Origin of the sequence: Marivirga sp. (assembly GCF_024636815.1) — a bacterium.
Lineage (GTDB): Bacteria > Bacteroidota > Bacteroidia > Cytophagales > Cyclobacteriaceae > Marivirga.
Genome location: NZ_JAGXGF010000215.1, coordinates 12954 through 28597 on the forward strand (window position 1 = coordinate 12954; position 15644 = coordinate 28597).

Genomic DNA, 15644 nt, shown 5'->3' on the forward strand with positions numbered 1-15644 from the left:
CATTATTACTCGCCCACCATTACAAATGCACCCCAATAGAATGGAGACTTGTATTTAGCCTTAATTGTTTTTTGAGCATCATTAAAGGCATCTAATTTATTTTTACCCCCCAACCAATTTTGATAAAAAGCAGTCATCAATTCTTGTGTAGCCTCATCGTCTACAGACCATAAGCTCATGATTATCGCATCAGCACCAGCTACTTGAAAAGCTCTTCTTAACCCATAAACTCCTTCACCATTTTTCAAATCCCCAAGTCCTGTCTCACAAGCTGAAAGCACTACAAGTTCAGTGTCACTTAGATTTAAATTCATTGCTTCGTAGGCGGTTAAAATCCCATCTTGAATGGTGCCCTGATTTAATCCTGAGGATATAAATGAATTGGCACCCGCCATAATCAATCCTGATTTTAAAAGAGGATTATCACTGTATTTATCCTCTTCCTCATTGTCGATTGTCTCATTATCTTCCAGAAAGAAACCGTGAGTGGCAATATGCAGAACCTGTGGGTTTTCAACACTTTTAATTTGAATTTCATCAGCTTCATTTTCTAAATAAGTTTTGGGTTGAGCCATTTGGTTATTTTCATAGATAACTCCGATTTGGTTGACCTCCTCTTTTGTACCTGGCAAAGCTGTAACCAATGCATTACCTCTAATATATCTTTGCAGGCTACCTCTTAAACCTCTATTTAAGCTTGCATTTTCTACAATATCACTAGCATCTGCTTGAGTATCTGACACTGATTCGGTTATCCCCTTATTGTAATTTGGAAAACCAAATAGAGTAGGATTAGATGCTAAATTAGAATTAGATTCCTTTTCGCGATAGGCAATTAAATCTTTCGTATTTGTTAATAATTGAATATTTTGTTCCTCTAATACAAATTTTTCAGTTTCAGTATTGAATAAAACATTAATACTGATTTGATTATAAATTCCATCAGGAGAGAAATATAATTTTTCATATCGCCTAGTATTCTCTGCTATTGGTTTCCAGTAAAAATCATAACTGTAATTATCTTTAACCTGATAGCGGATGGCATTTTTATAATTTTTGATGTATTTATTTTCTAATTCTAAGCCATTTTCAAAAAGAATTAATTTTGGGTATTTCGATTTTTTATCTATTAAAAGTGCCGCATAGTTCACTTTGTTTTTAAATATTCCGCTGCTGTCAGGGGTAAATTCCCTGAATCTTATCATCTCAATGGCTGCTTCATTGTCTTTTAATTTTGACTGGACATCTTTCCAGGTAACGTTTTTAGCTGCATAAGCTTCTGCAAATTCGGAGGAAGCTCTGCTTAGCTCTTTTTCTAGTTCAGCGGATACTGAAATTAAGGAATCTAATTTTAAGTCTTGTTGCTGAATTTCCTCTTCTGACATTGAATACAATTGAGAAATCAATTCTTTGGTGCCTATCCAATTTTGATATTTTTCTTTTAGTTCTGAATTATCGCTATTTAAAATATTCTTTCTTGCTTTTGCGGTAGCATACATGATTAACCCCTTGGTAGCCAATTGATAATCGTACATGTCAGCTAGTAAGGCAGGATCATTTTCACTGTAGGCAATAGCAAAAGAATTGAATTCTTCAAATGTTGATCTTAGTGTATTAGTATAGAAATTAGCTTTTTGTTGTTCGCTTAATGCAGGAAAGTAGGCCTCAATCTGAGCAAAATAATTATCAAATGTTTCCTTAAAATAGCTTTTAGCTTTTTTAGGATTATTTTTATACCAGCTCAATTCAGCTAATTCTTTGCTTGTTTCAGCATAAAGAGGATGGTTTTTATTTAAGTATTTTGATCTTAGATTGTGAGCAGAATTAATATGCTTTTCAGCTTTTTGGATATTGTTCATTCGGAAATTGGCTATTCCCCATCTTAGTTCATATTTAGAATATTCAGGATTACTTTTTTCTAAAATTTTCTGAGAAGCTAAAAAACTCTCATTCATTAATTTGTAGTAATTATCTAAATCATTACTATTGTTAAGTGCGAGTGCTTTTTCTTTTAAAACTCTAATGTATAATTCACTATCAGTTCCAAGTACATCTTTTATGATTGCAAGGGCCTTGTCAAAATACTCAATAGCTTTTTCCTTTTGATTGGTTGCTATTAAATTTTGAGCGTAGTTACTATAGGCGCTGGCATTTTGTAAGGTGGGTTCGTCTCCAATAATATCTCTGAAGATTTCTAATGCTTCATCATAAAGACCTATTTTCCAGTAAAGTAAAGCTAAATTGTTTTTGGTGTTTTCTTCTAAAAATTGATTGCCGGAAATTTTGGCAATAATGTCCAATGCTTGAGTGTAAAGTAATTCTGATTCTGAATATTGAGATCTGTAATAGTAAGGAATAGCCAAAGTCACCAAAGCTTCAGCATATTGAATGCTTTCCTGGCCAAAAACCTTTTTAATAAATTCTAAATTTTCTTTTAATATTTTTTCTGATTTAGAGTAATAGCCGATGTCAAAGTAAGCCATTCCCAATTCTTTATTGACTATATGTTGATATTGTTCGATGACAAATTCAATTTTAAGTAAATCCTCAAGAATTTTCATTGCTTGTCTGTGTTCGCCTAGAATTCCATTAGTTTTAGCTAGTTCTATTCTGCTTTCTACGTAACCAGGGTCAGCTATTCCAATGTTTTCTTTATATAATTCTGATGCTTTTGAGAAATTCTCCTTTGATAATTCAAATTCATTATTGAGTTGTAAGTAATAACCCAGATTAAAATGGATGTCAGCTATCATTAGGGGATCAGCATTAGGAAGCTTTTTTCTAAGGCTCAATTCTTTTTGCATGATATTCAAGGCCTTATCCAAGCTATCAAAAGCTAAAAAAGAGTCACCTAAATAGTATAATATTTCTGCTGATAATGAATCCTCTACTGTTTTGGTATGGTTCAAAATTTCTTGCTCATTTGCTAAAATGAATTCAAAACCATCTGCATTAAATGCTAAATCAATTTTGTTAAAAAACTGTAGGTCACTGCTTTGAGCATTAAGGATTTGAATGGCGCAAGTTTGAGTTAGGAATATAATTAGTAGTAATTTTTTCATAATTCTCTTCTATTTTCTTGAGGTCTTACAAGTTAGTATTAAAAAATAGTAATAAAAAAATAATAATTAGGATTTATGTAATATTTTGATTTATTTTGTTATTAAGGTAAAGATATGCATTAAATTTGTGGGATTGATATAACTAAGAAGCGAATATGAGACATGTAGTATTACTAATTTTATGTGTATGTACATTTAATTTTAATGGGCTTGGACAGTGCCAAGTGGATGAGTCTCAAGTAGTAATTGAGGTTGATGGTTCTTTAGGTCAATATAATGGAGAAATTTTTTGGAAATTATTTAATGATGATACAAATGTATTGTTAGCTGAAAGAACAGCAGGCTTTTTGGGTGTAGGATCTACGGTTAGAGATACACTTTGTCTTCAAGATGGAGTGAATTATCGCTTTGAGGCTTATGATAATTATGGTGATGGTTGGAATGGTGCTGTATACAATATTTTTTATAGTGATGGATTTTTGATTGGTACTGGAATGCCTGATAATAGCAAAACATCTAATACTGGATCTGATTTAGAAGAAGTATTTATTTTTACTGGTGGTGAAAGACCGGGAAATGATTGTAGTTTAACTGCTAACCTCAATGTAAATGAAACGGTACCAATAAATACAGCATTATATTCAAATTCGTATGTATTTGACTCTTTGTTTGATTCTGGTAGGGAGGCAATCTTTCAATTTACTCCGGAAGTAACTGATAATTTTACGATAAGATTAGGCGAAATTCTGAACTTAAATCGGGGTTCATTGCAACTATTTGATAGTTGTTATGATTCAACCCCAAACAGGATTGCTTTCGATACTACTGGAGTAACTAAGACTATATTAGAAATCCCTGAACTTTTATCGGCAGGAACAACCTACTACATAGTGGTTTCAAATAATATTGAGTCTGGGTTTGATGCAATTCAGGGGAATTTAAGTATTAGCTATTCAGGCGACCCAATCAATACTACTTGTGAAACTGGTTTTAATCTTACTGTTGATGGTTCTGCTGTGAGTAGTCGCTCTTATTCCCCTATACCTGCCGAATTACCATTATTCAGTTTAACATCTCTGGATTCATCGGTTTATCAATCTTTTGTTGGGCCACTAACTTATAATTTCACTTTGGGAAGTCTACAAGATATTGTCATTCAATTAGATGGATATAATGTTTTTCAAACAAGTTATGTAGAATTATTGAAGCAAGAAACTTGTGGAGATGCTGCAGAGGTTTCTTATAAAAGGGTTATAACTGAAGGTTCATCGCGTGTTTTTGCTTTTGATGATTTAATTGCCGGTACTTATAGATTAAATCTTTATTTACCCAGTTATGCTGATCCAAATGTTTTTCAAGTGAGTGCTAGAACATTTGCCAATATGGAAACTGCTGAGAATCAAAATTGTGCCACAGCATTGGCACCTGGTGTTTTTTCTCCATTCGATAGTTATGGACCCAATGACATTCAATGGTTTTCATTATTTAATGCTAATGATTCTGGAACGGGAGTACCATGTGCTCAAGATTCTATATTTTCAGCCGGTACATCCGATATTTGGGTGAAAGCTCAAGTTCCCTCTTCAGGATATTTAGTAGTGGAGACTTTCGGTGAATTATATGATGTTTTTGAAATTAGTGATAAGGCATTAGAAACTCGTTTTTCCATTTATTCAGGCAGTTGTGGTAGTTTAACAGAGTTTTATTGTAGTAATAAGTTTGAAAGCCACCAAAAAGATACAATAACTGGCTTAAACGCAGGTGAAGAAGTATTTATAAGATTATGGGATAGAAATGGAGATGATAAAGGTAAAGTGGGCGTTCGTTTAATTGAGCCTACTCCATTACCTCAGCCTCAAGTCGATATCACTTCTTTTACTGATTCACTTTATGTCAATTTCATTAATCAAGGTAGTGAAAGTGAGTTTTTCTATAAAGTATTATTTTCAGAAGACAGTTTTGCGACTACAACTTCTTATGAGGTTAGTTCATTTTCTGGACAATTAGGGATAGGAAATTTACAAGCTGCAACTGATTATTATTTTAAATTTTGGAGGGAAAATAATAAGTTAATAAGTGATACAACAGTGGTTCAAGTCCAAACTGAGCCTTATTTTATTAATTCAATAGCGAATGGTAATTGGTCTGATCCTAATACATGGCAAGGCGGAGTAGTTCCAGCTATTGATTCTGCCGTGAATATCTTCCATAAAGTTAATATCAATCCAGGTGAAAATTTCAATATAAATAAGGTCCTTATTAAAGGAGATGCTGATTCAACATTAAATGCTGGTCTGTGGATATATAATGGAAATTTAATTGTCAAAAATAACGTTTTTGTTACAACTTCATCTACAATATCTACCGATTCAGTGGGTGTTTTTATCTCAACTGATGGTGTTAGTTCTTCAATATTTGATATTGGTACTGACCTAGTTTTTGATATCAGCGATGAATCTGCTGGTGATCAGTTGCAGTTTTCGGCTATTAACAATGGTGATTCAATAAAAGTTAATGTAGGCAATGAATTCTCGTTTAGGCATAACGGAACTGATAGTACCAAAGAATATCTTAAACCCAATATAAACTTCCAATCAGTGGATTTCATAGTGGGTGGAAATCTATTTCTTTTCAATAATAGCTTTAATAATGATCAACCCTTTAATGCTGTTTTTCAAGATTCACGAATTGTTGCTGATGTTTTTGAATTAAATGCTTTTCAAAACACAAATGGTCGATTTCAAGTGAATTTCGTTGGAACTACAGAAATTGACATAAACTTTCATTTTAGAAGGCAAGGAAATGGAGGTAAAATAAAATTTGCTGACCAATCAGCTTTGAAGTTTAGTGGTTTAGATTATCAGGAGATTACTGGTTTCGGAGATTTTCAAGATTCTATTATTTATAATAATCTAGTGGTAGATATAAAGAAGGACATTTACTACGGTCGTGATATACCAGTTTTAAATATTCAACCTTCTTATGAGGAAACTTTCACAAAAGTACTAATTGAAGGAGAGTTAAATTTACTTAATGGTCTTCTTACTGATGAAACTGGGTATTCAGGATTTGGTTTGAAAGAAGTAGTATTTGGAGAAACCGCGACTTCCATTGGAGCTAACCCTAATTCATTTATAAAAGGGGTGGCGAGTAAAATAGGAAACACTCCTTTTACTTTTCCTGTAGGTCATGAAGGCGGACTTAAAAAAATCCGAATTTTAGATAATGAAGAATTCCAACTATCAGATTTAGTCAGAGTATTTCCTGTAAATAACTTTTGTGGATTATCAGATTCTTCACTAGTAAACTCCACTTTGGCTAGAGAGCGTACAGAAGAATATTGGGAAATCACCTCTTCATTAGCCGACAGCAGTGTTGCTGCAACTTTTGAACCAATCATATCAGTTCCTTATGATGAAGGTATTACTGATTTTACAAGTCTGGAGCTTGTGAATTTTTATGATGGAAGTTCACTTGGAAACGGTATTAGTACAGATTCATCTTTTCAAACGGCTATACAATATAGTTTTTCAGGTGCTGATACTGCAAGATTTGGATTAGCTTCTAATCTAGCGGCTGAAAATCCTTTTTATTACAAAAAAGAAATTATAAGCTTATCTCAATATGCAGCAGCCCCGGGAGAAAATGTTACAATAAATTATTCAGGTCCTTTTGCTGCTGTCTCGGATCAAGTTTTTTTTGGAGGAAAATTGGCTACAACAATTAGCAATACTGGAAATTCTCTAACTGTTGCTGTTCCTGAGGGGGCTCAATCAGGTAAAATTGAACTCATTTATGAAAATGATAAGATAGCCTATAGTCGTCAAAATTTTACAATTAAATATAATAATGTTAAAACTTTATTAAATAATAATTACGATGTTTTAACAGCTATTGATAGTGTAAATGGGACTGTATTATTGGGACAAACCAGTATGCAATTAGGCCAGATTGACAATGATGCTAGTTTTGATGCCATGATAATAAGTCGAGATTATCAGGCAGTAACACAGATAAATAATTTATCTGGAACCCCAACTAAACAAGAATTTGATTTATTCAATGAAGGAACTTTAATAAATCCAACTAAATTTAAACTGGGTCTTTCCAATTTAAATGGGGCTATTGGCTTAGATGCGATTTTTGAGTTTGAGGTTAATGGTGATAATGGTCTTTTATATTATGAAAATGATGGGGCTGGAAGTTTCATCCAGTATGGAGAAGGAGAGGCCGAAAGTCAAACCATATACAATGATTATTTATTAAATGACATCAGTTTTGATGGTATATCCGATGCATTATTCAGTGTGTTTAATGTTACTAATGCAAGTAGTATGCTTAGCTCCAGTGGTAATGATGGTAACTGCAGTCCATATGCTTCATCTATACTACCTTTTATGGAGCCAAATAACAAAGATATTTCCTCTATTTTGTTAGGTGATTTTATTGATAATGGTTCTCCTGATATTGGATTTTTGATAAATGATGAAAGCATGATAGGTGTGGTTGATTTATATAATCAAAACACATTATTTTATTACAGCAATAATAGTAGAGCGGCAGGGCAAATATTTGAAATTAAAAATGTTTCATTGCTGAATGATGGAAAAGATCAAATAGTAGCTTCAAATCAGAGCACTAATGAGATTGAAATTTATAGGTTCGATACTGGTACAGCATCTTTTAATATAACTTCTGTTCCTTTGAGTTTCACCCCTGCTAAAATTCAGGCTGAAGATATCAATGGTGACGGATTCCAAGATCTAATTGTATCAGATCAAAATACAGCAGCTCTCCATATTTTACTTAATGATGGTTTAGGACAATTGACCGAAGATTTATCATTAACCTATGCAGGAGGTGTAATTGCTGATTTTGATGTTCTTGATTTAAATAATGATGGCGTTAAAGATTTCCTGATTCTTCAGGAAGGAGGTCAATTATCAGCTGTTTATTATAAAGCTTTGAATTTAAATGTGCCAATTATTAGTGCATCGAATATTACAACATCAAGTTTCGATTTGGCTTGGGATTCGGTAGAAAATGCTGTTGAATATGAAGTGTTTATATCTTTAGAAAATGATACTATTTCATCCTTGGCTTCAGATTCAATTTTTATTTTAAGTGATACTGCTTTATCATTCAACGCATCAAGTCCTTTTGAAACCTATTATATATTTGGAAGATCAATTTCAGCTTCGGGTGACACTTCTGTTTACAGTAATACAATTTCAGTCCAACTAATCCCATTAGCCGTTCCTGAGCCAATAAGTAGCAATCAATCATCCTTAAAATTTGATTTAAGCTGGCCACCTATAGAAGGAGCAGATGCGTATCAAGTTTATGTCGGATTAAATAATGATACCACTTCACTTGGTGGAAATGATTCTTTATTTGTTGTATCCACAGATAGTATTACTTACCAAGCACCTGAATATTCAGAACTTTACTATTATTTTGTGCGCTCTATTTCCAGTTTTGGAGACACCAGTGCTTTTAGCCTAGAGGATAGTATTAAGCTGCCGGTTTCTACTCACTTGGAACAAGATTCATTAGCTATGGTTGCCCTTTATGAAAACAATAATGGAGCAAACTGGACTAGTGCACAGAACTGGACTACAGGAAAGTTAAATACTTGGGAGGGTTTAGTGATGATAAAAGATTCCTTGAAGGCAATTAACCTTCCTTCACACGCAATAACCGGACTCATACCAAATGATTTAGGGAATCTTAATTTTGTGAACGAGATTAATCTTTCGGATAATAACATTAATGACATTAGTGCTCTAGAATCGTTAAACGGAAGTCTTAATAGTTTAAATGTAAGTGGAAATGAATTAAAATTCGAAAAATTAGAGTCATTTAATACGATTCCTACTTTTGATTATGGGAATCAAAACTTTAATTATACGCTTCCAGAAGAATTTTTCAACTTCCTTGGTGCTGATATCTCAATGGTAGTTTCTGCACCTGCAACATCTAATACTTTCCAATGGTATAAAGATTCAGTTCAGATCACGGGGGCCACAGATTCGGTACTTGTTTTCAATAACCTTCAAAGAGTAGACGAAGGTCTTTATTATGTTGAAGTGAATAATAATTTATTAGGAAATTTAACATTATCATCCACAATTTCAGAACTCAAAGTTTCTTCTTTGGAAAGAGATGTAGCTGCCTTACGCCAATTCTATGATTCTACAAATGGTGATGGTTGGAGTTCGATCACCTGGGATACTACATCAGATAACCCAGTGGAATGGTCAACAAATGAAACAGATATCATAGTTGTAGATAATAGGGTAGTAGAAATAAATTTACCTAACAATAATTTGTCAGGTTCAGTACCTGATATTTTGAATGAGGTTTTAGGACTACAGTCAATTAACCTTTCTAATAATGCAATAGAAGATTTAACGGATCTAACTACACTTCCAAACTTAGCAGTCTTAGACGTTAGTGGAAATGCCTTGGGATACGATGATTTAGTACCTAATATCATAATTGATGGATTTATTTTTAATGATCAGGCCAATTTTGGAAATCAGGCTGACCAGAAATTACCTCAAGGTTCAGGATTTTCCATTGAATATTTAGTTGAGGGATCCAATAACACTTATCAATGGTTCTTAAATAACGAGCCTTTAAATATTTCAGACTCAAGTATTATTGTAGTAGATTCTCTCACTTATGGTTTGATGGGTGAATATAGTTTAGAAGTAGGGAATGAGCTAGTCAATGCTGTAGACCCAGCCTTCAGATTAGCATCAAATCCAGTTCAAATTATAGCTTCAGCCAACATCACTGGAGTATTGACAGATGCTAATGATTTCCCAACAGAAAGTGGAAAAGTTTATTTATTCAAATATCTGGAGGGGCAAGCATTTGATAGCGTTCTATTAGATAATGGGACCTTCTTTGCGAATGTTCAAGCTGGCGGAATTTTCGAGTTGCAAAATGTAGAATTAGGTGATTATTTGCTATATGTTGACAATAATGAAATAGCTTATCCTAATTTGTTAAATACATATTTCCCAAATACTATTGATTGGGAACTAGCAGACAACATAGCTTTAAGAAATACAATAAATGATTTAAAGGTGACTATGGAAGGTGATCCTGAAGAGCTTAACGGGACATCAAGTCTTAGTGGGTTTTTAGAGGAAGAGTTTGAGGAAAATGAACGTAGATTACCAAGAAGAAGAGTAAGTGGAGCTGGTGTTAGTGTTAGGAGATTAACTGGCTCAAGTAGGGAACTTACATTTAAATCGATTCTTCAAAATGGTGAGTTAGTAGCCTATTTAGAAACAGATGAAAATGGAGAGTTTACTATACCAAATTTACCAGCTGGGAGTTATACTGTGAAATTTGATATACCAGGTGTTCCTATGAATCAGCAATCTGACATTAACTTTGAATTAACAGGTGAAGACCAAGAGGCTCTTGAAATTTCAGCTGTTTCCGATAATGGTCAGATTACTGTAACAAGGGTAAGTTATACAGCTAATAAATCTGAGCTAACAAAAAATATCACAGTCTACCCTAATCCTTCAACAGCTAAGTATAAAATAACGGGAACAGACGCAGTAACTAATATTAAAATAATAAGCTCAGAAGGTAGATTGATTCAAGAATTATCAGATTTCAATAATTATTCTCAGGAAATTGAATTAGATCTTAGCAATTATCCAGATGGAATGTATTTTATGCAAATCAATTGGAAAGATGGCTTTAGAAGTATGAATAAATTGATAAAAGAATAGAAAAAGTTTCTTAATCATATTAAAATAGGCTGTCCTTAATTGGTCAGCCTATTTTATTTTCAAGCTTCTTCAATATTTCAACATTTAATTCAGTTATAGTATTAGTTAATTAGAAAAAACTATATGCGATTAGTATTTACATTATTCTTATTTTCCCTAAGTATTCAAATAATAGCACAGAATGAAAATATCCATACTTCCTTTTCGATTAATTTAGAAGGTAACCAAAGGCTGACTCAAGAAACTGAATTTAGATTTACTGCAATAGCCTTGAAATCGAAGCAAGTTAACGATTTTTCGAAGATTGGCTTTATTTATGAATCGGATACAATTTATTTTGTTAATGATTTACATTCTAATGAGGACTCTGAATATTTTTATTCCAGCTTAATTCATTTTGACGATCCATTAAAATCAATCGAATTATTCATTCCTGAAAATAAGAAAGATTTGGGAGTTGTACTTATTAACGGCAGTGGAGGCAATGCTAATTTTTCACAACGAAGCAATCAATCTATTCAAAATAATGATTGTGAATTAAATGGAGTAATTCAACAGACAGAATGGAGGGATGGACTTCCTGAACCATCATACAATAGAAGCTTTACCACTATTGAAAATATGATTGTTCATCATTCTGCTGGCTCCAATAATATTTCTGACTTTACACAGGCTGTGAGAGATATTTATATTTTGCATACACAGGAAAATGGTTGGTCCGATATTGGATATAATTATTTAGTTGCTCCTGATGGCGTTATTTATGCTGGTAGAGATCCAGCTAATGGTGAGCAGGATGAAGTAATGGGAGCTCATTTTTGTGGTTCAAATTCTAATGTTATGGGAATTTGCCTTTTGGGAAACTATGAAACGGTCGAGCCCACTTCGGCTATGCTAGGGAGTTTGGAAGAGGTCTTGAGCTGGAAAGCATTTAAAGACGAATTGAATGTTTTAGAAAGTGATCCTCACCCTTTAAATCCTAATTTAGGAGTAATAGCAGGTCATCGAGATGGTTGTAGTACTTTGTGTCCCGGTAAGAATGTTTATGAAAAATTACAGGATATTCGTTTAAATGTAAATGAGCAAGTGGAGATTTGTAATGGTGAAGAAAGTCCTATTATTGATATAGAAATTGATTCTATTCTTAGTCAAAAAATATATCCTAATCCAATCAAAAGTGATTTTACATTCAGTTTGAATTTGACAAAAAATCGCCAGGATGATTTGACATATATTCGAATTTTTAGTTTGGAGGGTAAAAAAATAAAATGGCAAAATCTTTATTTCAGTGAGAATAAACTGGAGGTAAAACTCCCTAGTACTTTAAAGCCTGGAATTTATTTTTTACAGACGAGCTATAAGAATGGAGAAGAGAATTCTCAACGTTTTCTTATTCAATAAATCCAGTGTTTTTTTAATTTTGTTTTGGAATGCCTTTCAACCATATTTGCAACTCATAAATCATCAAGCTTTTGCAAAAAATTAAAACCATTATTTTCGACTTAGGTGGTGTAATCATCAATCTATATGTTGAGAAAACCATTTCAGCTTTTTCTCAAATTTCTGGCTTATCTGAAAAGGAAGTAGAGAAAGCATATTTATCAGCGGATGTTTTTAAGAAGTATGAAAAGGGTTTAATTTCAGATGGCAAATTTCGGGAAAACTTGAGAGATAAATTCAATTTAAAGGCTTCTGATGATGAAATTGATAAAGCCTGGGATTCGATGCTGGGTGAAATTCCTATTGACAGAATTGAAGCTATAAAGAGATTAATGTTAAATTATAAGTGCATTGTTTTGAGTAATACCAATGCAATTCACGCAAAGGCATTTCATAAAATATTAGGAGACTCTTTTCAATATACTCACTTAAATGAGCTTTTTCATGAAGTGTATTTTTCTCATGATTTGAACCAAAGAAAGCCTGATCATGAAATTTATCAAAATGTTTTAAGCTTATCTCAAACAGAATCCAATGAGGCACTGTTTATGGATGATTCCCAATTAAATTTAGATTCAGCAGCTAAATTGGGTATTCAAACACTGCATATTCCAAGAAATAGCGGTTTTATAGATTTATTAGAGAATAAATTATCTAAAATATGATTGAGAAAAATACCCGCTATTACGCAAAGAAGATTTTGCTCTTTGTATTAACTTTTATTACAACCACACTGGCAGGATCAGAATGGATTACCAATCGTATTATCTTCTATTCTCCTGATTATTCTTGGGCAGATTTCTTAGCAGGAATGCATTACTCTATTCCTTTCCTTTTCATTTTAACAGTCCATGAATTCGGTCATTTTTTTACTGCAAAATATCATAAAGTAGAAGTTACCTTGCCAAATTATATTCCTGGTTGGCTAGGTTTTATGGGAACGGTTTCATTTGGTACTTTTGGGGCCTTAATTCGAATAGTAGGCCCTATTAAATCAAGAAAGCAATTTTTTGATATTGGAATAGCGGGTCCAATAGCAGGATTTGTAGTCGCTTTAGGTGTGTTATTCTATGGTTTTACTAATTTACCTGAGCCTGAATACATTTTTGAGATTCATCCTGAATACGAACAATATGGGATGGATTATGCCGATTATGTTTATGATGATAAGGAAATGATGGGCATAAGTTTAGGGAATAGTATTTTGTTCAGCTGGTTTGAAGAAAACGTAGCAGATCCTGAACGATTGCCTAACCATAAGGAAATGATTCATTATCCTTATTTATTCGCAGGATTCTTGGCTTTGTTTTTCACGGCTTTAAATTTGATTCCCATTGGTCAGCTAGATGGTGGGCATGTGATTTACGGCTTGTTTGGAGCTAAAAATCATCAGATCATAGCCTTTTCGCTCTATATGATTTTTACTTTCATTGCAGGTTTAGGGTTAATTACTGCGGGTCTTGATTTAGGTGATTTTGCACTCTATAGCATTTTATATGTCGGTTTTCTGTATTTTTCATTCAAAGGCTTAGGCTTTCAACAATCCACTACTTTAATGATTGCGGTAGGCATGTTTGTAGCTCAATATTTAACTTCTTATATATTTCCTTCTGTCACAGGATTTTCAGGCTACTTACTTTTTGTATTTCTGTTAGGGAGACTGATTGGTGTAAAACATCCAGTTGCTCCAGATGATAGACCATTAAGCACGGGCAGAAAAGTGTTAGGCTGGATTTGCCTCATCATTTTTATTATTTGCTTTAGTTTTGAGCCTTTGGTTATGGAGTAATGAAACTTTAATTCGGTGATTTTTTGTTATATTTATTATTCCATAAAAATATATTTCCATGGATATTGTAAAAGAAAGAGAACGCTTAATAGAACAGCTATCCAAAACTGATGACATTGATATCATTCAAAAGGTTAAGGATGTTTTAAATGCTAATCAAGAGAATAAGGTGGTTGGTTATAATGCTGATGACAGTGGAATAACAGAATCAGAATTAATCGAACGAGCTCATCTTTCCAATCAATCTATAAAAGATGGTAAGACTAAAAGCATAGATCAGATTAGGGAAGAAATGAAAAAATGGTAATTCATGGAGGTAGTAATTACGGGGCCTGCCGAGAAGAGCTTAAAAGAAATTTATTGCCGATTTGAGGAACATATTGCAATAAAAATTATTAATAAAATCTTAGATAGAGCTTACACCTTAAAGACTTTTAGTAATAGAGGTAGAATAGTAGATGAACTCATATTACTAAATCAGAATCACAGATACCTAATTGAAGGTAACTATAAAATTATCTACAAACAGAAAGATAATATAGTCTTTGTAACTGATGTATTTGAAATGAGTAAAGATCCTGCCAAAATAAAAAGTAAACATCAGCCATAATACTTATCCTTGCTTAAGTCTTTGAATTTTTCATAATTAAAACACTATTTTTGCGTTCATCGAACACAACAAACCATAAAATTTTGAATGTCCATTCTCGTTAAGGGTCTTACTAAAAAATACGGAGTGCAGACTGCCGTAAATGATGTTTCCTTTGAAATCAAAAAGGGAAATATTGTGGGCTTCCTAGGGCCGAATGGTGCAGGTAAATCGACTACTATGAAGATGATTACAGCCACCCTGCCTGCGGACTCAGGAATAGTGGAAGTGGACGGAATAGATGTAACGCAACAACCCTTAGAAATCAAAAAGCATATTGGATATCTGCCAGAACATAATCCATTGTATCTGGACATGTATGTGCATGAATTTTTACGCTTTTGTGGAGGGATTTATGGTATGTCTGGGAAGTCATTGAAAAGTAGAGTAGCAGATTTGGTGAATTTGTGCGGACTGCAAAAAGAGCAAAACAAGCAGATTGGTGCATTATCCAAAGGCTACAGGCAAAGAGTTGGGCTTGCTCAAGCTTTGGTGCATGATCCATCCGTATTAATTTTGGATGAACCTACAACAGGTTTGGATCCCAATCAGATAATAGAAATCAGGAATTTGATTTTATCTATAAGCCGAGATAAAACCGTTTTGTTGAGCACTCATATTATGCAGGAAGTGCAGGCGCTTTGCAATAGGGCCATCATCATCAAAGAAGGAAGTTTGGTAGCTGATCAGGCCGTAAATGAATTAACAGAAGAGAAAGAGAAATTTACGATTAAGATAGAGTTGGAAAATCAAGCTGATTTATCATTCTGGACAACACATGCAGAGGTCAATAATTTGAAACTTGTGACAGAAACGGAATATTTATTAGAAACCACTCGCGATATCCGTAAAGAAATTTTGAGCTGGGTCACCCAAAACAATGTAGATTTAGTCGGTATTTCATTGGAAAAAGGCAATATGGAAGAAGTGTTTCACAAACTCAC

At 33.3% G+C, this 15644-nt stretch carries 8 protein-coding genes; 7 read left to right on the top strand and 1 reads right to left on the bottom strand.

All coding sequences use genetic code 11. From position 1 onward, the window contains the following. Positions 1–5: 5 nt before the first annotated feature. Entirely contained in the window at positions 6–3062 is a 3057-nt protein-coding gene (locus Q0L29_RS15395; protein WP_296623069.1) for a CHAT domain-containing protein, read from the bottom strand. 155 nt (positions 3063–3217) lie between these two features. Here Q0L29_RS15395 and Q0L29_RS15400 point away from each other — a divergent pair, with 155 nt between their 5' ends. From Q0L29_RS15400 to gldA, 7 genes are all read left to right on the top strand, one after another. Then, the gene (locus tag Q0L29_RS15400; RefSeq protein ID WP_296623070.1) at positions 3218–10822 is read left to right on the top strand and encodes a T9SS type A sorting domain-containing protein; all 7605 of its coding nucleotides are present in this window, start codon (positions 3218–3220) and stop codon (positions 10820–10822) included. A gap of 123 nt (positions 10823–10945) precedes the next feature. Further along, positions 10946–12223, top strand: coding sequence for an N-acetylmuramoyl-L-alanine amidase (locus Q0L29_RS15405; RefSeq protein ID WP_296623071.1), 1278 nt, complete (start codon positions 10946–10948; stop codon positions 12221–12223). 71 nt (positions 12224–12294) lie between these two features. Continuing rightward, positions 12295–12927 (top strand): HAD family phosphatase, encoded by a 633-nt coding sequence (locus Q0L29_RS15410; protein WP_296623072.1) that lies wholly within the window; start codon positions 12295–12297, stop codon positions 12925–12927. After that, complete coding sequence (locus Q0L29_RS15415) at positions 12924–14051, top strand: site-2 protease family protein (RefSeq protein ID WP_296623073.1); 1128 nt, start codon at positions 12924–12926, stop codon at positions 14049–14051. The genes Q0L29_RS15410 and Q0L29_RS15415 overlap by 4 nt, the downstream gene beginning before the upstream one ends. A gap of 58 nt (positions 14052–14109) precedes the next feature. After that, the gene (locus Q0L29_RS15420) at positions 14110–14358 is read left to right on the top strand and encodes a hypothetical protein (RefSeq protein ID WP_296623074.1); all 249 of its coding nucleotides are present in this window, start codon (positions 14110–14112) and stop codon (positions 14356–14358) included. Between the two features lie 3 nt (positions 14359–14361). Then, positions 14362–14661 (top strand): type II toxin-antitoxin system RelE/ParE family toxin, encoded by a 300-nt coding sequence (locus tag Q0L29_RS15425; RefSeq protein ID WP_296623075.1) that lies wholly within the window; start codon positions 14362–14364, stop codon positions 14659–14661. An 87-nt stretch (positions 14662–14748) separates the two neighbouring features. Next, on the top strand, positions 14749–15644 hold an 896-nt coding region (gene gldA / locus Q0L29_RS15430; RefSeq protein WP_296623076.1), incomplete at its 3' end, for a gliding motility-associated ABC transporter ATP-binding subunit GldA.